Raw genomic sequence first — 23,999 nt, forward strand, 5'->3', positions numbered from 1 at the left:
TTTGCTTCAATTTCGCGCAATTGCTCTTGCCGTAGCCGGTTCGCTGGCTCTGGCGGCGCCAGCGTTCGCTGGCAAACTCTCCATCGTTATTGACGATTTTGGCTACCGCCCGCAGACCGAAAATCAGGTGCTGGCGCTGCCTTCCACTATCTCCGTCGCCGTGCTGCCGAACGCGCCGCACGCCCGGGAAATGGCCACGAAAGCGCATAATCTGGGCCATGAAGTGCTCATCCACCTGCCGATGGCGCCGCTCAGCAAACAGCCGCTGGAAAAAGACACCCTGCGTCCCGAAATGAGCAGCGAGGAGATCGAGCGCATCATTCGCGAGGCTTACGGCAAAGTCCCCTACGCCGTCGGGCTGAATAACCATATGGGCAGCGCGATGACCTCCAACCTGTTTGGCATGCAGAAGGTGATGCAGGCCCTGGAGCGCTACAATCTCTATTTTCTCGACAGCGTGACCATCGGCAATACCCAGGCCATGCGCGCCGCGCAGGGCACCGGGGTGAAAGTGATTAAGCGCAAGGTGTTTCTTGACGATACGCAGAATGAAGCCGATATCCGCACCCAGTTCAACCGCGCCATCGCCCTGGCGCGTCGTAACGGTTCGGCGATAGCCATTGGCCATCCGCATCCGACGACGGTGCGGGTGCTGCAGCAGATGGTCTATAGCCTGCCGCCGGATATCACGCTGGTGCGCCCGAGCAGCCTGCTCAACGAGCCGCAGGTCGACAATTCGACGCCAAACTACACTCAGCCGCCCGCGCAACAAACGGCGCCGCAGCAGCAGAAGCCGCGTAATCCGTTCCACGGCGTGAAGTATTGCAAGCCGAAGCGCCCGCTGGAGCCCGTGAACGCCAGCCGCTTCTTCACTATCCTCAGCGACAGCATCAGCCAGAGCGCGCTGGTCCAGTACTATCGCCTCAAATGGCAGGGCTGGGACAATCCCGGCAACTAGACCACTCAGGGGTCCGTTCGCTTTTGCGCGACGGGCGCCTGGTTATCTTCGTGGGCGTACCACGCCTTAAAATATTTGAGAAAGCTATAAAACGTGGCGTACAGGCCGGTGACCACGCCGACTTTGCCATAGCGCCACGCCCCGCTGAACAGATACCATTTAAAGAAAGCGCCAATGGCGCTGACAATCCCCCGCGCCAGCGAAGGTTTGATCTGCTGGTGCTTCACCAGCCGGGTGGTATAGCTGTTCAGCTTATTAAACACTTCATGCAGCGAATAAAAGGTGTCATGGCGTACAAAGCCAGGCAGCCTGACGGATCGCGCGTGTCCAACCACCTGGTCATCCACCGGCCGGTCGTTAAATCGCGCCTGCTGGCGGTTAAAGAGGCGCACCGGGTAATCCGGCGAGGAAATGGGGTAGATCGTCCGCACCTGCTTGCCGAGGACAAACCAGTAGCGCGGCAAACGCCAGGCGCAGGCCGGGTCAGGCTCCTCCCCCGCTTTTAACGCCTGAATGGCCGACACGACGTCGTTATCAAGAATTTCATCGCTGTCCATGCACAGCACCCAGTCATGGCTGGCCAGCCCAATGGCATAGTTCATCTGCGCGCCGTGGGCTTTATAGGCATGGTGATGGACGGTGAGACCAAACTGCTGACAAATAGACACCGTTTCGTCGGTGCTACCGGAGTCGACGACAATACACTCATCGGCTACCCTCAGCAGCGGGGGCAGCACCTCCATGAGCAGACGTGCAGAGTTACAGGTCAGTAAGCATACGGAGAGTTTAAGCATGATAGTTACAAAGTTAAACCGCGACTAAACACACTGTATAAGCGAATAACCGTAAAATCGATGTAGAAATTGTGCGCTTGATATTAAGCAGGCTAAAAATGTTATCCAAATCTAAATTAAGGCGCCCGCAGGCGCCTTTTTTGCTGGTTTTTACAACAGACCGGAGGCGTTATTCCCAGCTCAGAACCACTTTACCAGACTGGCCGGAGCGCATGGCGTCAAAACCCTTCTGGAAGTCGTCAATGCCGAAGCGGTGGGTGATGATCGGTGAAAGATCCAGACCAGACTGGATCAGCGCCGCCATCTTATACCAGGTTTCGAACATCTCGCGGCCGTAGATCCCTTTGATAAACAGCCCCTTAAAGATGACCTTGGTCCAGTCAATGGACATATCTGACGGTGGAATACCCAGCATCGCGATACGACCGCCGTGGTTCATGGTATCCAGCATGCTGCGGAACGCCGGCGGCGCGCCGGACATCTCCAGGCCCACGTCGAAACCTTCGGTCATCCCCAGCTCGACCATCACGTCATTAAGGTTCTCTTTGGCCACGTTCACCGCGCGGGTAACGCCCATTTTGCGCGCCAGCTCAAGACGGTACTCGTTGACGTCGGTGATCACCACGTTACGCGCGCCGACGTGTTTCGCCACCGCCGCCGCCATCACGCCGATCGGACCGGCGCCGGAAACCAGCACGTCTTCCCCCACCAGATCGAAGGAGAGCGCGGTGTGCACAGCGTTGCCGAACGGGTCGAAGATAGACGCCAGGTCATCAGAGATATTGTCGGGGATTTTAAAGGCGTTAAAGGCCGGGATCACCAGATACTCAGCAAAGCAGCCCGGGCGGTTGACGCCCACGCCGATGGTGTTGCGGCACAGGTGGGTACGGCCCGCGCGGCAGTTACGGCAGTGGCCGCAGGTGATATGCCCTTCGCCGGAGACGCGGTCGCCAATCTTAAAGCCGCGCACTTCCTGGCCAATCCCCACCACTTCGCCGACATATTCGTGCCCGACCACCATCGGTACCGGAATAGTCTTCTGCGACCACTCATCCCAGTTGTAGATGTGCACGTCGGTCCCGCAAATGGCGGTCTTGCGGATTTTAATCAGCAGATCGTTATGGCCGACTTCCGGTTCCGGTACGTCGGTCATCCAGATGCCTTCTTCCGCTTTCAGTTTGGATAACGCTTTCATCTCACACCCTTATTAGGCGATGACGCCCAGTTGTTTACCGATGCGGGTAAAGGCTTCCACCGCACGCTCAATTTGTTCAGGGGTATGCGCCGCCGACATCTGGGTGCGAATACGCGCCTGGCCTTTCGGTACCACCGGATAGAAGAAGCCGGTGACATAGATCCCTTCTTTCTGCAGCTCGCGGGCAAAGTTCTGCGCCACCACCGCTTCGCCCAGCATCACCGGAATGATGGCGTGGTCGGCGCCCGCCAGAGTGAAGCCTGCCGCGGTCATTTTTTCACGGAACAGACGCGCGTTGGCCCACAGGCGATCGCGCAGGTCTGCACCCTCTTCGACCATCTCCAGCACTTTGATGGAGGCGGCCACGATGGCCGGCGCCAGAGAGTTGGAGAACAGATACGGACGGGAACGCTGGCGCAGCCACTCGACCACCTCTTTGCGTGCGGCGGTGTAGCCGCCGGAGGCGCCGCCCAGCGCTTTACCCAGCGTGCCGGTGATAATGTCGACGCGACCCATCACGTCGCAGTATTCGTGGGAGCCGCGGCCGTTTTCGCCGACGAAGCCGACGGCGTGGGAGTCATCGACCATCACCAGCGCATCGTATTTATCCGCCAGATCGCATACGCCTTTCAGGTTGGCGATCACGCCATCCATCGAGAAGACGCCGTCGGTGGCGATTAACACGTGACGCGCCCCGGCGTCGCGGGCTTCTTTCAGGCGCGCTTCCAGCTCCTGCATGTCGTTGTTGGCATAGCGGAAGCGTTTCGCTTTACACAGGCGCACGCCGTCGATGATAGAGGCATGGTTCAGGGCGTCGGAGATAATGGCGTCTTCCGGGCCGAGCAGCGTTTCAAACAGGCCGCCGTTGGCGTCGAAGCAGGAGGAGTAGAGGATCGCGTCTTCCATACCGAGGAAATCCGCCAGCTTCTTCTCCAGCTGCTTGTGCGTATCCTGGGTGCCGCAGATGAAGCGTACCGAGGCCATCCCGAAGCCGTGGCTGTCCATGCCGGATTTCGCCGCGTCGATCAGCGCCGGGTGGTTGGCCAGACCCAGATAGTTATTGGCGCAGAAGTTAATCACGTGGCTATCGCCGACGGTAATGTCCGCCTGCTGCGCCGAGGTGATGATGCGCTCTTCTTTAAACAAGCCTTCGGCCCGAGCGGTCTCCAGATTGCTAGTTAACTGTTTGTAGAAATCACCACGCATTGCAACTCTCCAGATTCGGCAAAATTTGGCACATATTACCCAAAGCTATACGCTGATACGAGATGATGCATGCCTGAATGAATTATTTGCAGCATAAATCACGTCAGCCCAGCACCTTATTCTGCGAATGGCTGTAGGCTTGCTCATGTGGTGATATGATATGAGCATTCATGTCCGGATTGTCTCCGGGCTCTCAACTTCAAAGGTACAGTTATGATCATCGTAACCGGCGGCGCAGGCTTTATCGGCAGCAACATCGTTAAAGCGCTGAACGACAAGGGCATTACCGACATTCTGGTTGTCGACAATCTGAAAGACGGCACCAAGTTTGTGAACCTGGTTGACCTGAACATCGCTGACTACATGGATAAAGAAGACTTTCTGATCCAGATTATGGCAGGCGAAGAGTTCGGCGACATTGACGCTATCTTCCACGAAGGCGCGTGCTCTTCCACCACGGAGTGGGACGGCAAGTACATGATGGACAACAACTATCAGTACTCCAAAGAGCTGCTGCACTACTGCATGGAGCGCGAAATTCCGTTCCTGTACGCCTCTTCGGCAGCCACCTACGGTGGACGCACCAGCGATTTCATCGAGTCCCGCGAGTACGAGCAGCCGCTGAACGTCTACGGCTACTCCAAATTCCTGTTCGATGAATACGTCCGTCAGATCCTGCCTGAAGCCAATTCGCAGATCGTCGGCTTCCGCTACTTCAACGTCTACGGGCCGCGCGAAGGCCACAAAGGCAGCATGGCGAGCGTCGCTTTCCACCTCAACACCCAGCTGAATAATGGCGAAAGTCCGAAACTGTTCGAAGGCAGCGACGGCTTCAAGCGCGACTTCGTCTACGTCGGCGACGTGGCTGACGTCAACCTGTGGTTCTGGGAAAACGGCGTTTCCGGCATCTTCAACCTCGGCACCGGCCGCGCGGAATCCTTCCAGGCCGTCGCCGATGCGACCCTGGCGTACCACAAAAAAGGCAGCATCGAGTACATCCCGTTCCCGGACAAACTGAAAGGCCGCTACCAGGCGTTCACCCAGGCGGATCTGACTAACCTGCGTAAAGCGGGCTATGACAAACCGTTCAAAACCGTTGCCGAAGGCGTAACGGAGTATATGGCCTGGCTGAATCGGGGCGCGTAAGAGATAACATGAAAATTCTGGTGGTAGGCCCGTCTTGGGTGGGCGACATGATGATGTCGCAAAGTCTTTATCGTACGCTCAGGGCGCGCTATCCCCAGGCGATTATCGATGTGATGGCGCCTGCCTGGTGCCGTCCGTTGTTATCGCGCATGCCGGAAGTGAACGAAGCGATCCCGATGCCGCTGGGCCACGGCGCGCTGGCTATCGGCGAACGCCGCAAGCTCGGGCACAGCCTGCGCGAGCGTCGCTACGATCGCGCTTATGTGCTGCCGAACTCGTTTAAATCGGCATTAGTCCCCTTCTTTGCCAACATCCCGCTGCGCACCGGCTGGCGCGGCGAGATGCGCTACGGCCTGCTCAACGACGCCCGGGTGCTGGACAAAGACGCCTGGCCGCTGATGGTGGAACGCTACGTGGCGCTGGCCTACGACAACGGCGTGATGCGCTGCGCCAAAGATCTGCCGCAGCCGCTGCTGTGGCCGCAGCTACAGGTCAACGAAGGGGAAAAGTCGCAGGCCTGCAGCGCCTTTAACCTGTCCAACGATCGGCCGATCATCGGCTTCTGCCCCGGCGCGGAGTTCGGCCCGGCAAAACGCTGGCCGCACTATCACTATGCTGCGCTGGCGAAAAAGCTCATCGACGATGGTTATCAGATTGCGCTATTTGGCTCGGCAAAAGATAACGAGGCCGGCAAAGAGATCATCGCCGCCCTCAGCAGCGAGCAGCAGGCCTGGTGCCGGAATCTGGCGGGTGAAACCCAGCTGGAGCAGGCGGTGATCCTGATTGCCGCCTGTAAAGCGGTGGTGACTAACGATTCGGGGCTGATGCACGTCGCCGCGGCGCTGGACCGCCCGCTGGTGGCGCTGTATGGCCCGAGCAGTCCGGACTTTACCCCGCCGCTGTCGCATAAAGCGCGCGTGATCCGCCTGATTACCGGCTACCACAAAGTGCGCAAAGGCGATGCCGCCGAAGGCTATCATCAGAGCCTGATCGACATTACGCCAGAGCGCGTCCTGCAAGAGCTGAATGAATTGTTGACGGATAAAACCGGGCACGAGGAAGCGTAGCGGATGCGGGTATTGATTGTAAAAACCTCATCGATGGGCGACGTGCTGCACACGCTGCCCGCGCTGACCGACGCCGCGCAGGCTATCCCCGGCATCCGCTTCGACTGGGTAGTGGAAGAAGGCTTCGCGCAGATCCCCTCCTGGCATGAAAGCGTCGAGCGGGTGATCCCGGTGGCGATCCGCCGCTGGCGTAAAGCCTGGTTCTCCGCGCCGATCAAAGCGGAGCGTAAAGCCTTTCGCGAGGCCGTCCAGGCGGTAAAGTATGACGCCATCATCGACGCCCAGGGGCTGGTGAAAAGCGCTGCGCTGGTCACCCGCCTGGCGCACGGCGTCAAGCATGGTATGGACTGGCAAACGGCCCGCGAGCCGCTGGCCAGCCTGTTTTACAACCGCCGCCACCACATTGCGAAACAGCAGCACGCCGTGGAGCGTACCCGCGAGCTGTTCGCCAAAAGTCTCGGCTACGCGAAACCCCAAACCCAGGGGGATTACGCCATTGCGCGCCATTTCCTGCAGCACGAGGCTAGCGCTGCCGCCCCCTATCTGGTGTTCCTGCACGCCACCACCCGCGACGATAAGCACTGGCCGGAAAACCGCTGGCAGGAGCTGCTCGATCTGCTGGCCGACAGTGGCGTCCGCATTAAGCTGCCGTGGGGCGCCCCGCACGAAGAGGCGCGGGCGAAGCGGCTGGCGGAAGGCCGGGAGTATGTTGAAGTGCTGCCGCGCATGAGCCTTGAGCAGGTAGCGCAGGTTCTGGCCAGCGCCCGGGCCGTCGTCTCGGTCGATACCGGTCTCAGTCATCTGACCGCCGCGCTGGATAAACCGAACTTCACGCTTTACGGCCCGACCGATCCGGGGCTGATTGGCGGATACGGTAAAAACCAGCACATCGTGCGGCCGGAAAACAGCGCCAGCACCGGCGATATTACCGCCAGCCGGGTTCATCTTCTTCTGCACAATCAGGGGCTGCTCTGATGGGATCTCTGTTTAAGCAGATCTATCGCTACACCCGCCCTCGCGCTTATCGTCACAATGAAAATCTGTGGCCTTTTACCCGCATCACCCGCGCGCCGAGCGGCGAAATCAGCGCGTTGCGCTATAAAGGGAAAACGGTGCCGCTGGTCAGCCTGAGCGCGCTGAAAAACAGCATGCAGGGTGAAGTCCTGCTGACCGCCACCGGTCCTTCGACCCGCAATATCGATTTTTCCCTGTTGTCGAAAACGATCCCAGTGATGGGCGTCAATGGCGCCTGGCATCTTGCCGACCGCCTGCACTTTTCGCTCTATACCATCGTCGACATGGAGTTTTTCGATAAGAAGCCGGACATTATCCGCGCTATCGTCAGCCAACCGGACATTCTGCTGTTCACCACCATGCATGGGATCGCCAAAATCGTCGATCGCTATGCGGACGCGCTGCGCTGCCGTTTGGCGTTGATTGAGGACGGTTGCTATAAGATTTACCAGCCGAAAGTCGCCAGCGAAGCGATAAAGCGCACTTACCAGCAGAATCCGGCGATGTGCTTTCATCCCCAGCGCCCGGATATCTGTTTTAGCACCGATATTCGCCAGGGCGTCTTTGATGCCGGTACGGTGGTCTACTGGGCGCTGCAAGTTCTCGCCTGGCTGGGCTTCAATACTATCCTGGTGAGCGGCCTGGATATGACCAATTTTAACCAGCCGCGATTCTACGAAACACAACAAGAAAAATTGCCTTCTTACCTGGCAACAAAAGTGGATACCCTCGTCATGCCCTCCTTTGCGCATGCCGCGCAGGTACTGCAGCAACGCCAGATCCGGGTGATTAATTTTTCCCCAGAAAGCGCTGTACCGGATACTATTTTCGAAAAGGTTGCGTTTAATGAGTACTTTAAAAGTGAGTAACTTCGCCCGACAGGGTTACTCGATTGTCTTTCCTTTGTTTTTATTTTTTAGCGCGATTTTTTGTATGTCCACCCGGACCAATAATCTGCTGCATTTATCGATCCTGCTGCTGTTGCTGTCGCTGGTACGCCAGGAAAACCGCCAGGCGCTGGCCGGCGTGTTACGCGAGCAGTGGCAGACCTGGACGCTGCTCGCGGCCTTCTTTATCTATTACGCCCTCAGTAACCTGTGGGGCCATACGCCGCAGCATATTGATTCGCCGATCACCCACGGTGTGTATCTGACGGGCTATCTGTTGCTGATGGCGATGCTGCTCAGCGACGAACGAACCCGCCGCCTGGCCATGCTGGCGGTGGTTGGCGGGATCACCGTGCTCTCGCTGTGGACGCTGATGTTCGACCACACGCTGGTCCTCACCGAACGAGCGGTCTCCCCCGAGAACCCCGGGCCAACAAACGTTATCGACCTTGCCGGATACTGCGGCATCGGCATCTTAATCTGCGGCATGCTACTGAAAGAAAAAGCCAGCCACTGGCTCTATCTGCCGGTGGCCATCATGCTGGTGATGATGCTGCTGACCCAAAGCCGCGGGCCGCTCATCGCCCTGGTGCTGGCGGTCGGCTGTACGCTGCACCTGCACGTCTTCACCCGCCGCAACCTGCTGATCGCCGCGGCGCTGGCCGTGCTGGTGGCTCTGCTTTTGGTCATGACGCCGGTGGGCGACATGCTGCTCGCCCGTTTCGAAGAGCTGGGCACCCAAAGCGGGCTGCGTCTGAGTATCTGGCACCATACGCTGTCGGAGATGGCCAGCCAGCCCTGGCTGGGACGCGGTTTCAGCTATGAACTGGATTTCATCAACTACAGCGGCGAACACATCACCACCACCCACAGCGTATATATGGGCGCGCTGCTGAAAGGCGGCATCGTGGGTTTACTGCTGCTGCTGGCGGTCATTGCCTGCGGACTCTGGCAGGCGTGGCGCAAGCGCCGCTCCGACAGCCGCTACAGTCTGGCGATCCTGTTTTACGCTCTGGTGTTTATGGCCTCGCAGGGGATGTTTATCATCAGCAACCCCCGGGAGACCTGGGTGCTGTTCTGGCTGCCGCTGGGCATTGCGCTCAGCAAAGGGCTAGCGGAAAAGCGTTAACAAAAAAGGGCCGCTGACGGCCCTTTTTTATAGTCACTTTTATATTAACTGCGGGCGGCGACCAGCCGGTCGGCCTGCTCTTTAATCACCGGCCACACCGACTCAATCGCCACATCGGCGACATTCGCTTCTTCACAGACGATCTGCCTCGCTTTGTCATAGCCCGGCGCCCAAATATGATAGCCGGGCAGCCCGGTATCCTTGAGTTTACGTTTGTTATAGACCGCCACCATCGGTTTATCGAAGGCGCGGGCGATATGCACGATCGAGGTGTCCGGCGTAATGACTAAATCACAGCTGCGGATCACCTCCACGGCGGAGTTGATGGTGCTGTCGGCGATGTACAGCGCCATATCCAGCCCCAGCTGCTGAATCTTCTCACTGCGCCCCACCATCACGATACAGACCCGGTAAGGCAGAGCATGTAGCCGCTCGACCAGGGTCGCCACCTGATGACGACAGAAGTCTTTATCTTCGGAGGCGGTAAAAGGGTTAATGGCGATGCGCAGTGCGACCTCTCCGGCCTGGGAAAGCAAGCGCGCCACCTTCTCCCGCTCATGGCGGCAGCCGGGGAGATGGTAGTGATACGGGTGGTCGTCAACGACGCCAAAAAGCTTCACCACCTGTTTATAGCGCTGGGAAATATGGCTGTTGCTGTCAAAAAAAGCGATCGAATGATCGTAAAGTTTATAGGGCTCTTTATTAAACCCAATCACGCTGGTCGCCCGTAAATCGGCGAGTAATTTAAAACGTTCATAGCTGGTCACGTCATCAAAATCGATAACCGCATCAAAACCCGCCGCCCGTAACGTATTTAAGGACATGCGTGGTCGATATAAATATACTTGCTCGATGAATTCTGAGCCGGCTAATATTTCGCAGCATATTGGTCCGGTTAACACCGAAACCTGATATCCCCGTTCGGCCAGTATTCTGGCGCAGCCGGTGGTCACCACCATATCGCCGACTTTATCGTCCAGGCGCAATAGCAGCACGCGGCGCACAGGGGCCGGGTCGAAGGGTTTGCGCGCCGGCTTATTTCTGTATCGATAGTTAATTAAATTAAATTTAATACCGCGGAAAAAAGCGTTCTTTTTCCGCGTCAATTGTTTAAGGATACGCATACGGTACCTTGAGCTGTGTTAGCGCTGTGTGATTTTCCGCTGGTAATATTCTGCCAACGTCATGCCCTTCACCTGCGGCGCCAGCCAGCTAAAAAAGGCTTCAAGGTCAGCGTATAAACGCTCAATATCCCGTTCATTCTGGAACGTGGGGCTGCCGCCGGGCATATACTCTGAAGAGTGGAGCATATATTCCACGTAGTCATTGCCCTGCGTCAACGTTTGTTCGACGACTTTTTTCATCGTCTCCACGTTGCCGCCCATCGGACGCAGCCAGTGTACGGAGGGGGAACGCACTTTGCCGCGCAGGCGGTCGTAGCCCTGCTTCACGCTGTTCATCCACGCGGAGTGCTTGTACTGAATGCTCATCGGCACTTCCAGCAGCGGCGAGTGGCCTTCGCGGCTGATGTCATTTTCATCGAGAAAATAGGCATGCTGCGGGAAGCGGCGATAATCGGTCCCGCCATCGCCCTGCGGCGCCCCCTTGGCGGTCTTCCAGTTCACCCGCGGGGTCACCGAGCAATCCACCTGATAACCGTGCTCCACCAGCAGACGCGCATAGCGCTCGTCAAAGGCCCAGCGCCCGGCGCGATGGCTAACCATTTTGGTCTGGAAGGTGTCCTCCAGCAGATGCGTCATATAGTCGACCTTTTCACGCATCATGGCATCGCTGTATTCAATGAGATAAGGCTTATGCCGCCAGTCGTCGGCGGTTAGCGGCTCGGTCGGCGGGCTGTTCCAGGCATGCAAATGCATACCGACTTCCGCGGTGCCGCGGGCAATCACGTCTCTGGCGAATTCGATATAAAAGGGGTCGATGGCCATTTCATAGTTGGTCAAATAGACCGGTTTAAAGCCATACTTTTCGCAAAGTTGCTGAAAACGCGGGAGATAACGCGCATTCTCGGTGGTGATGCTGTCATGTTTTTGCCAGAGGTTATCGCCCTCTGTATCAATCGTGATGAGAAATGCGGGATTGTGCACGAAAACGTCCTCAGGCCATACGTATCGGGTCATGGTAGAGCAATACAACGCTTCTCTCAATCTGTCTGATCCCCTAGAATCGGAACCCTTATCCTGGATGAAGAACAGAGTATGACGCCTGAAACCCTCTCCCGCAGCCCCTTGAACCCGGCGCGGATCCTGGTCATTAAGCTGCGCCATCATGGCGACATGCTGCTGATCACCCCGCTTATTCACGCGCTGAAACAGCAGTACCCCGCCGCCTGCGTGGATGTCCTGCTGTATGAAGAGACCCGGGATATGCTCGCCGCCAACCCCGATATTCACCAAATTTATGGTCTCGACCGCCGCTGGAAAAAGCAGGGGAAAAAGCATCAGTTGAAGATGCAATGGCAGCTCATTCAGACGCTGCGCCAGCAGCGATACGATATGGTGCTTAACCTTGCCGACCAGTGGCCGAGCGCGATTATCAGCAAACTGACCGGCGCCGCGACGCGGATCGGCTTTGATTTTCCGAAGCGTCGCCACCCGTTCTGGCGCTATTGCCACACCGCGCTGGCCGCCACCCAACAGCATAATCAGCTGCATACGGTACAGCAGAATCTCTCTATCCTCGCTCCGCTCGGTATCCAGTTGAACGACGCGCCGGCGCGGATGGGTTACAGCGAAGCAGACTGGGCCACCAGCCGCGCCCTGCTGCCGGAGGACTTCCGGGATAACTACATCGTCATCCAGCCAACGTCGCGTTGGTTCTTTAAATGCTGGCGCGAAGATCGGATGAGCGCGCTGATCAACGCGCTGTCCGCCGAAGGGTACGCGGTGGTGCTCACCTCCGGCCCCGACGACAGAGAGAAGCAGATGGTGGAGACCATCATCGCCGGCTGCCCGCAGGCGCGGCTGCACTCTTTAGCCGGTCAGTTAACGCTGCGCCAGCTGGCGGCGGTGATCGATCACGCCCGGCTGTTTATCGGCGTCGACTCGGTGCCGATGCATATGGCAGCGGCTCTCGGCACCCCGCTGGTCGCCCTGTTCGGCCCCTCGAAGCTGACCTTCTGGCGTCCGTGGCAGGCGAAAGGCGAGGTGATCTGGGCCGGCGACTTCGGACCGCTGCCCGACCCGGACGCCATCAACACCAACACCGACGAACGTTATCTCGATTTAATTCCTACCGACGCCGTGATCGCGGCGGCGAAAAAGGTACTGGCATGAGTAAATTCAGGCTGGCTCTGGTGCGGCAGAAGTACCGCCCGGACGGCGGCGCAGAACGGTTTGTCTCCCGCGCGCTGGAAGCCCTCGACAGCAGTCATCTGCAGTTAAACGTCATCACCCGCGAATGGCAGGGACCGGTGAAGCCCGACTGGCAGATCCATATCTGTAATCCGCGCAAATGGGGGCGCATCAGCCGCGAGCGTGGGTTTGCCAACGCCGCGCGGGCGCTCTGGCAGCGCGAGTCCTTCGACCTGGTGCAGAGCCATGAGCGTATTCCCGGCTGCGATCTCTACCGCGCCGGCGACGGCGTTCATCGCCGCTGGCTGCAACAGCGCTCGCGCATTTTACCGGCCTGGAAAAGCCGCCTGTTGTTTGCCGACCGTTACCACCGCTACGTCATGCAGGCGGAGCGCGAGATGTACGAAGACCCGCATCTGCGCGGGGTGATCTGCAACGCCGAGATGATCAAGCGCGAGATCATCGAAGACTTTGGCCTGCCGGCGGATAAGATCCACGTTATCTATAACGCCATTGATAACCAGCGCTTCCTGCCGCCGGGCGAAGACACATTTGCCGCCTTACGCGCCAAATGGCAGTTGCCGCTGCAGGCAACCTGCCTGATTTACGTCGGCTCCGGCTTTGAGCGTAAAGGGCTGGCGGCGGCGATCCGCGCCATCGCCCCGACCGATCGCTATCTGCTGGTGGTTGGCAAAGATAAGGATCAGCCACGTTACCAGGCGCTGGCGAAGAGCCTGAACTGCGAAGCGCGGGTGCGCTTCTTCGGCATGCAGTCGGAAACGCTGCCGTTCTATCAGATGGCCGATGGCCTGCTGCTGCCCACCCTCTACGATCCGTTCCCCAACGTCATCCTCGAGGCAATGGCCTGCGGTCTGCCGGTGATCACCACCACCGGCTGCGGCGGGGCGGAGTTTATCGTCAACGGCCACAACGGTTACGTCTGCGACGCCCTGGATATCCCGGCGCTGCAGCAGGCGGTGATGGCCCTGCCCGCCCGCGCGCTGGGCTCCGTGGAAGGCGACCGCGCCCGCGAGCGCATCATGGCCTGCACCAGCGGGCGCCTCTCCACCCAGCTGCTTTCCCTTTATCAGGATCTGGTGAAATAACGATGCGCATCTTATTTGTGATTGATGGATTGCCCGGCGGCGGCGCGGAAAAAGTGGTCCTGACCCTGGCGGCACAGTTCCTGCGCGACGGCGATCGGGTATCACTCATTTCGCTACGCGACGTCTGCGAGTACCCCTTGCCCGAGGGGCTCGACTACCAGGTGGTGGCCGATCGCTGCCGCAAACCCTGGCGCAAGCTAACCGAGCTGTCCCGCCGCGCCCGCCAGCTGGACGCCGCGATCATCCGGGCCGAGCAGCAGGGACAATTTGACCTTGTGCTCTCCAACCTGCACAAAACTGACCGCATCGTCGCCCGCAGCCGGGCGCTGCGCGAGCGCAACGTCTGGTTCTGCCTGCACGGCGTCTTCTCGGCCTCTTATCTTGGTCACCGTACCGGCTTTGACCGCTGGATGAAGCAGCAGAAAATTAAGCGGATTTACCAGGGGCGCAACGTGGTGGCGGTTTCCGACGCCGTCGGGCGCGATCTGGTGGAAGCCTTCGCCCTGCGCCCGGCGCAGCTGAAAACCATCTATAACCCCTTCGATATCGCCGCCCTGCGCGCAGGAGCGGAAGCCGACAGCGAGCGCCCGGACGGCGACTACCTGATTCACGTCGGCCGCTTCCATCCCGGCAAACGTCACGACCGCCTGCTCGAAGCCTACGCGCAAAGCGGCATTGACGCGCCGCTGGTGCTGTTAGGACAGGGGAAACCGGAGCAAGAGCAACGCCTGCGCCAGCTGGCCAAAACGCTTGAGATTGAAGACCGGGTGTGGTTCAAGGGTTTTCAGAAAAACCCCTTACCGTGGATCAAAGGCGCGCGGATGCTGGTTTTGAGCTCGGATAGCGAAGGATTCGGCAATGTGGTAGTGGAGGCGCTGCTGTTACATACCCCGGTCGCCAGCACCCGCTGTCCCGGCGGCGTCACCGAGATCCTGACCGGCGAACTTGCCCGGGGTCTGGCGGATCTCACCAGTCCGGCGCTGGCTCAGACGATGCAAAGCATTTACCATAACCCGCCGGCCATCGACGATGCCGCGCTGGAAAAATTCAGCGTCGTGTCCATTTGTCAGCAGTACCGTCAGCTGCAGCGCACCTGACGCCGTTAGTTAACCAGGATCGAAGATTTATGAGTCAAACGCCTTTACTGAGCATCGTGGCTGCCGTCTACAACGGTGAGAAATTTCTTGCGCAATTCTTTGAGTGCATTGAACAGCAGCAGCTGGACAGCTATGAACTGATCCTGGTGAACGATGGGTCGACGGACAACAGCCTGGCGGTGATCGCCGAATGGCGGGATCGGCTGCAGAACGTCCAGGTGCTGGAGCAGGAAAACCAGGGCGTCTCGGTCGCGCGTAATACCGGCCTCGCCGCCGCCAGCGGCAAGTACCTCGCGTTTCCGGACATCGACGATAAACTCTATCCGGGCATGTATCGCACGCTGCTGGAAATGGCCGAGAAAGCACATCTCGATGTCGCCACCTGCAACGGCACCTACGTGTACGAAAAGCGCCGCGAGAGCCACCCGATCTTCCCGCTGGATCGCTTGCCCTCGACCGGCGTGTTGCCGGGCCATGTCTGGCTCAAGCAGGCCCTGGACTCGCGGAAATTTCTGCACGTCACCTGGCTCAATATCTATCGCCACGATTTTATCCGCCAGCATCACTTCCATTTCGAGCCCGGCCTGCGCCATCAGGATATCCCGTGGACCACCGAGGCGCTGCTGGCCGCAGAGCGCGTGCAGTACACCAGTCAGCAATTCTATGATTACTACATCCATTCTGAGTCGGTATCGCATAAGCCGGACAACGACGACACGCTGATGCGTTCGGCGCGCCATTACATGAAAATTCTGGAGATGCTGGAGGCGATCAACCAGCGTTACCCGGATAAAGTGCGCCATATCGCCGCCTGTCGCTGGCAGATCGCCAAAGAAGGCCTGGGGATCATCCACACCTTCGACAGCATGAAAGATGAGTCGAAAAAGCATGTTATTATTAAAGAATTCTTCGACCGCGGTATCTGGCGGTTAATCTGGAAAAACGCCTGTACTTTCCGTTTACGCTGGCGCCTGGGACGCCGTTATCTGCGTATTAAGCGTTATCGCCACGCGGGATAGACCAAAAACCCGCTGTTTCCGCCAAAGAGATAGCTTTACGCGGGCTAAATGCTTAGAATTTGCCCGCCAAAACAGAGAACGGATAAATAGTTTGGAATTGCTTTATACCACCCTACTTTACCTTATTCAGCCGCTGGTGTGGCTGCGGCTGCTGCTGCGCAGTCGTAAGGCTCCTGCCTACCGTAAACGCTGGGCGGAACGCTATGGCTTCTGTCAGAACAAGGTAGAGCCGGATGGCATTCTGCTGCACTCCGTTTCCGTCGGCGAGACCTTAGCCGCCATTCCGCTGGTTCGCGCCCTGCGCCACCGCTACCCTTCTCTGCCGATCACCGTCACCACCATGACGCCGACCGGCTCCGAGCGCGCCATGTCGGCCTTCGGCAAAGATGTCCATCACGTCTATCTGCCCTACGATCTGCCCGGCGCTATGAACCGCTTCCTGGACACCGTTCAGCCGAAGCTGGTGATCGTCATGGAGACCGAGCTGTGGCCGAACATGGTGGCCGCGCTGCATAAGCGTAAGATCCCGCTGGTGATTGCCAACGCCCGCCTGTCCGAACGTTCCGCCAAAGGCTATGCCAAACTGGGCGGCTTTATGCGCCGCCTGTTGAGCCGTATTACGCTTATCGCCGCGCAGAATGAAGAAGATGGCAACCGCTTCCTCGCGCTGGGACTGAAGCGCAATCAGCTGGCGGTCACCGGCAGCCTGAAATTCGATATCTCCGTTACGCCAGAGCTGGCGGCGCGCGCGGTGACGCTGCGTCGGCAATGGGCGCCGCACCGCAAAGTCTGGATTGCCACCAGCACCCACGATGGCGAAGAGCAAATTATCCTCCAGGCGCATAAAAAGCTGCTGGAGACCTTTCCGAACCTGCTGCTGATCCTTGTTCCCCGCCATCCGGAGCGCTTCCCTGACGCCCGCGACATGGTGCAAAAAGCCGGAATGAGCTTCACTCTGCGCAGCACCGGCGAGATCCCCTCCTCCAGTACCCAGGTGGTCATTGGCGATACCATGGGCGAACTGATGCTGCTCTACGGCATTGCCGACCTCGCTTTCGTCGGCGGCAGCCTGGTGGAGCGCGGAGGCCATAACCCGCTCGAGCCGGCGGCGCACGCCATTCCGGTGCTGATGGGGCCGCATACCTTCAATTTCAAAGATATCTGCGCCAAGCTGCAGCAGGACGATGGCCTGATCACTGTCACCGACGCGAACTCGCTGGTCAAAGAGGTTTCCACGCTCCTGACCGATGAAGACTACCGCCTGTGGTATGGCCGTCACGCGGTGGAAGTGCTGCACCAGAACCAGGGCGCGCTGTCGCGTCTGCTACAGTTACTGCAACCTTACCTGCCGCAGCGGAGTCATTAATGTCTAACCGGCTTTCCGTGGTGATGATCGCCAAAAACGCAGCGGACCTGCTGCCGGATTGTCTGGACTCCGTTAGCTGGGCGGATGAAATTATCGTCCTCGACTCCGGTAGTACTGACAGCACCGTCGAGCTGGCTCGCCGCCTCGGGGCGCAGGTCTATACCCATACCGACTGGCGAGGCTATGGCATTCAGCGCCAGCGCGCGCAGGACTACGCCACCGGCGACTGGGTGTTGATGATCGATACCGATGAGCGCGTCACGCCAGAACTCAGGCAGGCTATTCTTAAGGTACTGGAAGCCCCGCAGCGCGGCGCCATCTACAGCATCGCCCGGCGTAACTATTTTCTCGGACGCTTTATGCGCCACAGCGGTTGGTACCCCGATCGCGTCCTGCGCCTGTACGAACGCGCCCGTTACCGCTATAACGATAATCTGGTCCATGAATCGCTGGATAGCCTGGGCGCCGAGGTCATTCCGTTGACCGGCGATCTCCTGCATCTGACGTGCCGCGACTTCGCTGGCTTCCAGCAAAAACAGCTGGCGTATGCCGCCGCGTGGGCGCTGGAACGCCATCAGAAGGGCAAGAAGACCTCGATGGCGGGGATATTCAGCCATACGCTGGGGGCGTTCCTGAAAACGCTGCTGCTGCGCGGTGGGGTGCTGGACGGTAAGCAGGGCTGGTTACTGGCGATGGTCAACGCGCAGTATACGTTTACAAAATATACCGAGCTGTGGGCGCTGAGCCACGGCTACTCGGAGAAAGAGTCATCATGAGCACAAAAGCGATCTATCCGGGTACCTTCGATCCCATCACCAATGGCCATATCGATATTGTCACCCGCGCGGCGAGCATGTTCGATAAAGTGGTGCTGGCTATTGCCGCCAGCCCGAGCAAAAAGCCGATGTTCAGCCTTGATGAACGCATTGCGCTGGCGGAGCAGGCGACGGCCCACCTGGTGAACGTTCAGGTGGTCGGCTTCAGCGACCTGATGGCCAGCTTCGCGCGCGCGCAGCAGGCCAACATCCTTATCCGCGGCCTGCGGGCGGTGGCGGATTTCGAGTATGAGATGCAGCTGGCCCATATGAATCGCCATCTGATGCCCACCCTTGAGAGCGTGTTCCTGATGCCGTGCAAAGAGTGGTCGTTTATCTCCTCTTCGCTGGTGAAGGAAGTCGCGCGCCACCAGGGCGATGTCTCTCATTTCCTGCCAGCCAACGTCCACCAGGCGCTGTTGAATAAGCTGAAGTAACGCATCTGCTGGGGCGTGAGCCACGCGGGCTGGCGCTGCGCTGCTGGGCCATCCACACCGGCTCTGTCTCTGTCTTGATGCCAGGTGGCGCTGCGCTTACCTGGCCTACAAACGCCCCGGGTCCGCCAGATGCGCACCCGCAGTTTCGCTGACCTGGCCGACAATCATTCCTGTTCCGGTGACTATTTCTGACACTGGCGGCAATAAAAGGTCGCCCGCTGGGCATGCTTGGTCCCGACGACCGGCGTGCCGCAGATCCGGCAGGGTTCGCCCTTGCGGCCATAGACCTGTAGCTCCTGGGCAAAATAACCGGGCTTGCCATCGCTTTGCAGGAAGTCCTTCAGCGTGGTGCCGCCCTGCTCTATCGAGCGCAGCAGGACCAGCTTAATCACCTTCACCAACTGCTCGCACTCGTCCCGCGACAGCGAGGACGCCAGCCTGTCAGGGTGGATCCCGGCGGAGAACAGCGATTCACTGGCGTAGATATTGCCGACGCCCACCACCAGCTTGTTATCCATCAGCCAGGGTTTGATCGCGGTTTTCTTCTTCGCGCATTTCTGCTGGAGATAGTCGGCGTTGAAGGCATCGCTTAGCGGTTCCGGCCCCAGATGCGCCAGCACCGGGTGGCCTTCCAGCTCTTTGGTCCATAGCCAGGCGCCAAAGCGGCGCGGATCGGTATAGCGCAGGACTTTACCGTTACTCATAACCAGATCAACGTGATCGTGTTTTTCCGCAGGCAGCTCTTCGCTCAGGATGCGCAGGCTCCCCGACATCCCAAGATGGACGATGATCCAGCCGTCCGGGAGTTTCAGAAGCAAATATTTGGCGCGACGTCGCACGCTGAGCACCGGAACGTCGCTCAGGCGATAAATCTCTTCGGAAACCGGCCAGCGCAACCGTCCGTTGCGCACGACGGCGTGCAGAATGGTGGCGCCAACCAGGTGCGGCTCAATGCCGCGACGGCTGGTTTCCACCTCTGGTAATTCAGGCATGATTTTCCTCATCTACATAGGCAGGCGTCACCATTTTACCTCGTTCAGGAGGCAGCGACGCGATTAGTGGAGAAAATTCACGCCAACGGTCATCCGCCTGCCATCAGGCTGCGGTTTAAATTTCCAGCGCCACAGCATATTGACCGCCTGCGCATCATACTGTTCCACTTCGCTGCTTTTGCTGATGAGTACCAGCGTCGGCATGCCAGTGTCATCGATATCAATGGTCAGTTCCGCCCGCCGTTCGTCCGGCCGCTGCGGCGCTCTCCACTCCACGTTGAAGAGAGCAGCATTCAACACCTCATCACGATCGATATCAACCGTCATGCGCTGCGCTGGATCCAGGGGGGCGACGGTTTCCTGACGATCCAGTTTTTGACTGGCGGGTAAGATCGCCGCGGCCTTCGCCGTATCTTCCCCTTTAGCTCTCTCCCCAAGGATATCGCCATAGTCGGCGTAGACCTTTGCCGAAAGAATCGCCTTACGTGGCCCCATGCCAACCCGCATCAGGAGCTTCGTTTTGATATTCGCTATTTTCTGCTCGGTATCCTCGGTGAGCGGCTGTAGCAGCATGGAAGCGATCATCGCGCCCATGTACAGCTCTGGATCGCGATCGGCCCACACGCTCCCCCAGGCCATCCACACCTGCGGATCCTCTGGCGCCAGCGCCAGCAGCTGCGACCATGCTGCCCTCTTCTCCTCAAAGGAGGCGTAACTTTTTCTGAACGCCAGATCTTTGAGTAGCGGCGCGTAGTACGGATGCGTATCCACCAGGGCTTCCATCGCCTCCGTCATTTCAGTAAAGCTTTCCATTCTGCCTTTGGTCGTTTTATCCCGCTTTTTGAGGTAGATAAGCTGTAACTGATGCGCCTCTTTCGCGCTCAGTCTCTGTTGCGGAAACAGCGCTTTCATTCGCGTAAATCGCGCGATCATCTCCTGGCGGGTGCTTTCCATCCCCGTTTTATTATGGCGAGCGGCCAGCCGGGAAATGCGCATCGCCCGCGCCTCCATCTCCCCATAGTATTCTTCCGGCGGTACGCGATCGCTGATAAAGCTCACCGGCATCAACACGCGTTTTCCCTGCCGGTGAGAACCAAAACGCCACTCCTGCGCATAGTGCAGCGCCGCCTGGTCGAACTCGGGAACGCCGCTGCTGCACTCAACGACCACGTTTAACAACTCGCCGCTGGCGTCGGTATCCAGCGAGAGTATGGTTGTCGCTGTCTTGATATATTTATGTATCGCCGGATACAGCATCGCCTGCAAACTCTCTTTTCTGAGGCCATACCGCTCCGTATCAATACTAACGTGTCCGGGAAAGCGTTCGTTAATCGGGCTGACGCTACGCACGGGAGCGGTTTTAAACACGATTGATTTTGCCAAAGGCAGCACCTTGCTCGCTTCACCCTGTTCCGTTGCATACTTATCCAGTGGCAAATCACAGGAGCGGGTCTGCATTCTGGCCCGCAGAATTTGCAGGATTTGCCGATCTTCCACCGGCATTTGCGCGATGTATGCTGCCAGCCTTTGCTGAAGCGCAGGCTGCCGCGGGCTCTCCTTCAGGCCCTCCGCCATCAACAACCCGGTCGTAATACTCTTTGTGAACGGCTGAAACTGCGATTTTCGCACCCGCTCATCATCGCGGGACTGGATCAGCGCGACTGCCCAGCCCAGCCAGGCATCCGGGTTTTCCGGCGCAATGGCGATGGCCCGACGAAAGGCCGTTTCCGCCTGCGATTTATCCGCCTCGCTCGTCAGCGTCAGGACGGCCGTGGCCAACGTCAGATCGCCCCGGTCCGGCATCCAGGCCAGATAGTCCATGATTTTGGGTAACGCATTCGCTTCCCGTTCACGATAGCCCAACGCCTGCAGCCAGAGCGCATCCGCGGCGGCGGCATCTTCTTCATTCCAGCCAAGCGGCAGCGCCCACAGCGTTTTTTTCTGGGCGAGAAATTGCTCGGTGATCTTGTGCTGATCCAACGGCCCCCCACGCAGCACTATCTGAATAAAACGGGCATCGCGGTCATAGAGAAAATCGCTCCAGGCGGGCGTTTCCAGCTGATTCATACTCTGCCAGCGCCGCTGGTTTTGTTCGCCAAAAGGCACCTTGCATAAGGTAATGCCAATAACAAAAACCAGCTGCGCCACAGCAACAATCAGATAGCCTTTATTGCGTCGGGTAACCGCCACCCATATCAGGGCGGAAAAATAGATCGTTCCTCCCAACCACAGGCCATAGAGATATAAACGCTGGGGATCATTGAGCGCGGCAGGTAACAGCGGCAGGGTATCCATTAAGCGAAATGGCGCGGACCACAGCAAGGAGACTAAATCCGGCGCAACAAAAGCCATCAGCAACGCGAAAAAGAGAATGAGATATCTTAATTTCAGCGTCATTTATGGCTTACTCCGAACAATGGACCGGAGAATCATCGCCGCCACCCAGATAAAAATAATCAGTAACGCCGCAATATCAAACCATGCTGGACCAGAGCCGTTGAGCCGGGCAAAACTGCGCGCCAGCCCCCCCATAATCAGCGTACTCATCAGCGCCAGCGCGCCATGCCAGGCAAACGAAGGAACGCTGCTGCGAATACTGCGCCACAACAGGGTTAACTGCCCCGGCCCGGTGGGTTGACGAGGTACGGCAGCGGCTGGCGCCCTGCGAGGCTGCCGCATTACCGGCGCAACCCGCGGGCGAACGGTTTCCGCTTGCTTACGCTGCTTTGCCTGTTTGATTCCCGCAACAACTTGTTTTTTCCGCGCGCAGACCAGACACGGCATCCCGGCGAAATGCTGGTGTTTTTGATGACAAAGAATAATTTTTTGCGTGCTGCGTAGCGCATAAGGACGCAGCTCCTGCGCCCACTCATCGGCGGAGGGACGTCGGGCGGCCGAGTCGCTAAATGCGCGATCGAACAGCTTACGCAGCTCAACCGGCAACAAATGGTGAGTACTGCCCGGCACCGGAACACTACTTTTTGCCGCATTGATACCGTAGGCGTAACAACCAGCAGCGATACGACCGGGTAAATCATCAGGCACCTTCGCCGATATCGAGCGACCGCTGAAGGGATGAATTCCGTGATTGAGTAGCTGGAAAATAATCACCGCCAGCGAAAAGCGGTCCTGCGCCTCCTCTTGCTCACCGGGTACCTGCCCAATACGCTGAAACTCCGGCGCCAGATAATCCGGCGTAAACTGCCCTGCGGGGAAACGCTCTCCCTCGCCCTGGATGCTAAAGCCATCGCAGTCCAGCAGCGCGATATACAGGCTGTCGCGATAGAAACGCAGATTGACCGGCTTCATATCGATAACCCGGTGCTGTCGCGCATGCAGCGTAGAGACCAGGGTTGCAAGGTTGCAAGCCAGGCTCACTTTCGCGCCGATGCCTTCCGGCAGATGGTGCGCCTTCGCCTGCCGCGCCTGTAAAATATACTCCAGCTCAATGGTGCGCTGGGTGTCCAGAACCGGCATAACAAAGCCCACAACGCGCTTGCGCTCGTCGTAGAGCAAATAGTCGGGCCACGCCAGCTGGACAATCGTCGCATCTTCTGCGGGGGCAGGGATCTCGGGCCGCTGCGCCAACATGGCGCTGAGCTTGCGCTGATAGTAAGCGGTATCGGTGTGTGGATGGTAAAGTTTGGCAACGCGGGAAGGGTCATCCGCCAGGAAATAAACGCTACCCGCACCACCGCTTTTGATCAGTTTCCCCAGACGTACGGCGCGACGCTGTTCTGTATAGCAGACTGGCTGTTTTTTATGGTTCATGACGCAGGGCTACCAGAAGCGTCTTGTCATCACCGGTTATCGCCCAGGTGCGCGGGTCATCCAGCGTGGCGCGTAGCGCTTCGCTTCCCTCTGCCTCCGAAGAATGCTGTAGATAACGCAAAACCGGATCGATAAACGGAGAGAACAGCGCATCCCCACGCCGATTGAGTGCGAACGGCTGTACGCCGTCAGTCATCATCACCAACCGCGTGGCTCTGCCAGAAAACGGGCTGATATGTAAATGCTCCCGCCAGTCGTCGCTGGTCAGGAACCAGGTCTGGTTAGCGTATTCGCCGTTTTCAGGCAGGGAGATGTGCTGTTCGGCATCCAGACTTAACGCCGCAGCGCCATCGCCAATATGTACTATCACAGAGGCAGTCTCGCCCAGCCACGCGGCCAGAACGGTACAGGCAAAATCGCCCGGAGAAATATCCTGTGCCTGCGCCTGTAATAGAACAGTCTCACGCACGCTCCCGACCAGCGCCACCAGCTGCTTTTCATCCGGTGTAGTGATGAATGTCGCCAGTCGACTAGCCAGCTCATGCGCGACCATGGCCGCGCCCTGCTCGCTATACGCGGCAGAGCCCGCCCCATCACACACCACGGCGACCAGCCGATTGCCCAAATTGCGGTAGCAAAAGGCATCCTGGCAGGGAAGTTGATTGTGTCGGTGGCTGCTCCCCATGACC

General features: G+C 58.5%; 22 protein-coding genes. 13 read left to right on the forward strand and 9 right to left on the reverse strand.

What is annotated here, in order from left to right; genetic code table 11:
• Nucleotide 1 precedes the first annotated feature (1 nt).
• A complete protein-coding gene (locus ABLU50_RS23585) occupies nucleotides 2-958 on the forward strand; it encodes a divergent polysaccharide deacetylase family protein (RefSeq protein WP_017900042.1) in 957 nt (318 codons plus the stop codon).
• Nucleotides 959-963: 5 nt separating this feature from the next.
• On the opposite strand, the gene ABLU50_RS23590 is transcribed toward ABLU50_RS23585, so the two are convergent.
• The 3 genes from ABLU50_RS23590 to kbl form a co-directional block, all read right to left on the reverse strand.
• Entirely contained in the window at nucleotides 964-1,752 is a 789-nt protein-coding gene (locus tag ABLU50_RS23590; protein ID WP_017900043.1) for a glycosyltransferase family 2 protein, read from the reverse strand.
• Between the two features lie 169 nt (nucleotides 1,753-1,921).
• Nucleotides 1,922-2,947, reverse strand: coding sequence for an L-threonine 3-dehydrogenase (tdh, locus tag ABLU50_RS23595; RefSeq protein WP_043522712.1), 1,026 nt, complete (start codon nucleotides 2,945-2,947; stop codon nucleotides 1,922-1,924).
• Between the two features lie 12 nt (nucleotides 2,948-2,959).
• Nucleotides 2,960-4,153, reverse strand: coding sequence for a glycine C-acetyltransferase (gene kbl, locus ABLU50_RS23600; protein ID WP_017900044.1), 1,194 nt, complete (start codon nucleotides 4,151-4,153; stop codon nucleotides 2,960-2,962).
• A 213-nt stretch (nucleotides 4,154-4,366) separates the two neighbouring features.
• On the opposite strand from kbl, the gene rfaD reads away from it, so the two are divergent.
• The 5 genes from rfaD to ABLU50_RS23625 are packed head-to-tail and all read left to right on the forward strand — an operon-like array spanning nucleotide 4,367 to nucleotide 9,396.
• A complete protein-coding gene (gene rfaD, locus ABLU50_RS23605; protein ID WP_057212700.1) occupies nucleotides 4,367-5,299 on the forward strand; it encodes an ADP-glyceromanno-heptose 6-epimerase in 933 nt (310 codons plus the stop codon).
• Between the two features lie 8 nt (nucleotides 5,300-5,307).
• Nucleotides 5,308-6,366 carry an ADP-heptose--LPS heptosyltransferase RfaF gene (gene rfaF / locus ABLU50_RS23610; protein ID WP_057212698.1) on the forward strand — a complete coding sequence of 353 codons (1,059 nt, stop codon included), beginning with the start codon at nucleotides 5,308-5,310 and terminating at the stop codon, nucleotides 6,364-6,366.
• A gap of 3 nt (nucleotides 6,367-6,369) precedes the next feature.
• Nucleotides 6,370-7,341, forward strand: coding sequence for a lipopolysaccharide heptosyltransferase RfaC (gene rfaC, locus ABLU50_RS23615; protein ID WP_004205056.1), 972 nt, complete (start codon nucleotides 6,370-6,372; stop codon nucleotides 7,339-7,341).
• The gene (locus ABLU50_RS23620; RefSeq protein ID WP_023319326.1) at nucleotides 7,341-8,249 is read left to right on the forward strand and encodes a glycosyl transferase; all 909 of its coding nucleotides are present in this window, start codon (nucleotides 7,341-7,343) and stop codon (nucleotides 8,247-8,249) included. Before rfaC ends, ABLU50_RS23620 begins: the two co-directional genes overlap by 1 nt.
• Nucleotides 8,227-9,396, forward strand: a complete 1,170-nt coding sequence (locus ABLU50_RS23625) for an O-antigen ligase family protein (protein WP_023319327.1) — start codon at nucleotides 8,227-8,229, stop codon at nucleotides 9,394-9,396. The genes ABLU50_RS23620 and ABLU50_RS23625 overlap by 23 nt, the downstream gene beginning before the upstream one ends.
• 44 nt (nucleotides 9,397-9,440) lie before the next feature.
• Here ABLU50_RS23625 and ABLU50_RS23630 read toward each other — a convergent pair whose 3' ends face one another.
• A complete protein-coding gene (locus ABLU50_RS23630; RefSeq protein ID WP_004205059.1) occupies nucleotides 9,441-10,520 on the reverse strand; it encodes a glycosyltransferase family 9 protein in 1,080 nt (359 codons plus the stop codon).
• Nucleotides 10,521-10,538: 18 nt separating this feature from the next.
• Nucleotides 10,539-11,501 (reverse strand): polysaccharide deacetylase family protein, encoded by a 963-nt coding sequence (locus ABLU50_RS23635; RefSeq protein WP_012540311.1) that lies wholly within the window; start codon nucleotides 11,499-11,501, stop codon nucleotides 10,539-10,541.
• 111 nt (nucleotides 11,502-11,612) lie between these two features.
• On the opposite strand from ABLU50_RS23635, the gene rfaQ reads away from it, so the two are divergent.
• The 7 genes from rfaQ (at nucleotide 11,613) to coaD (ending at nucleotide 18,547) form a co-directional block, all read left to right on the forward strand.
• The gene (gene rfaQ / locus ABLU50_RS23640) at nucleotides 11,613-12,689 is read left to right on the forward strand and encodes a putative lipopolysaccharide heptosyltransferase III (protein WP_017900048.1); all 1,077 of its coding nucleotides are present in this window, start codon (nucleotides 11,613-11,615) and stop codon (nucleotides 12,687-12,689) included.
• Nucleotides 12,686-13,813, forward strand: coding sequence for a glycosyltransferase family 4 protein (locus ABLU50_RS23645; protein WP_060656571.1), 1,128 nt, complete (start codon nucleotides 12,686-12,688; stop codon nucleotides 13,811-13,813). The genes rfaQ and ABLU50_RS23645 overlap by 4 nt, the downstream gene beginning before the upstream one ends.
• Before the next feature lie 2 nt (nucleotides 13,814-13,815).
• Complete coding sequence (locus tag ABLU50_RS23650) at nucleotides 13,816-14,910, forward strand: glycosyltransferase (RefSeq protein WP_049092426.1); 1,095 nt, start codon at nucleotides 13,816-13,818, stop codon at nucleotides 14,908-14,910.
• 29 nt (nucleotides 14,911-14,939) lie between these two features.
• On the forward strand, nucleotides 14,940-15,929 hold the full coding sequence (locus ABLU50_RS23655) for a glycosyltransferase (protein WP_004205064.1): 990 nt from the start codon (nucleotides 14,940-14,942) through the stop codon (nucleotides 15,927-15,929).
• A gap of 91 nt (nucleotides 15,930-16,020) precedes the next feature.
• Nucleotides 16,021-17,295 (forward strand): lipid IV(A) 3-deoxy-D-manno-octulosonic acid transferase, encoded by a 1,275-nt coding sequence (gene waaA / locus ABLU50_RS23660; protein WP_004205065.1) that lies wholly within the window; start codon nucleotides 16,021-16,023, stop codon nucleotides 17,293-17,295.
• Nucleotides 17,295-18,071, forward strand: a complete 777-nt coding sequence (locus ABLU50_RS23665) for a glycosyltransferase family 2 protein (RefSeq protein ID WP_023319330.1) — start codon at nucleotides 17,295-17,297, stop codon at nucleotides 18,069-18,071. Before waaA ends, ABLU50_RS23665 begins: the two co-directional genes overlap by 1 nt.
• Nucleotides 18,068-18,547, forward strand: a complete 480-nt coding sequence (gene coaD / locus ABLU50_RS23670) for a pantetheine-phosphate adenylyltransferase (RefSeq protein WP_004205067.1) — start codon at nucleotides 18,068-18,070, stop codon at nucleotides 18,545-18,547. Before ABLU50_RS23665 ends, coaD begins: the two co-directional genes overlap by 4 nt.
• Nucleotides 18,548-18,729: 182 nt before the next feature.
• Here coaD and mutM read toward each other — a convergent pair whose 3' ends face one another.
• The 4 genes from mutM to ABLU50_RS23690 all read right to left on the reverse strand — a co-directional run bounded on the left by mutM (nucleotide 18,730) and on the right by ABLU50_RS23690 (nucleotide 23,995).
• A complete protein-coding gene (mutM, locus tag ABLU50_RS23675; RefSeq protein ID WP_087832330.1) occupies nucleotides 18,730-19,539 on the reverse strand; it encodes a bifunctional DNA-formamidopyrimidine glycosylase/DNA-(apurinic or apyrimidinic site) lyase in 810 nt (269 codons plus the stop codon).
• Nucleotides 19,540-19,602: 63 nt separating this feature from the next.
• Nucleotides 19,603-21,936, reverse strand: a complete 2,334-nt coding sequence (locus ABLU50_RS23680) for a TonB family protein (RefSeq protein WP_087832329.1) — start codon at nucleotides 21,934-21,936, stop codon at nucleotides 19,603-19,605.
• Entirely contained in the window at nucleotides 21,937-23,310 is a 1,374-nt protein-coding gene (locus ABLU50_RS23685) for a DNA-binding protein (protein ID WP_087832328.1), read from the reverse strand.
• Nucleotides 23,300-23,995, reverse strand: coding sequence for a PP2C family serine/threonine-protein phosphatase (locus ABLU50_RS23690; protein WP_227665611.1), 696 nt, complete (start codon nucleotides 23,993-23,995; stop codon nucleotides 23,300-23,302). The genes ABLU50_RS23685 and ABLU50_RS23690 overlap by 11 nt, the downstream gene beginning before the upstream one ends.
• Nucleotides 23,996-23,999: the final 4 nt, after the last annotated feature.

It is taken from the genome of Klebsiella sp. GG_Kp173 (assembly GCF_040062415.1).
Lineage (GTDB): Bacteria > Pseudomonadota > Gammaproteobacteria > Enterobacterales > Enterobacteriaceae > Klebsiella > Klebsiella quasipneumoniae.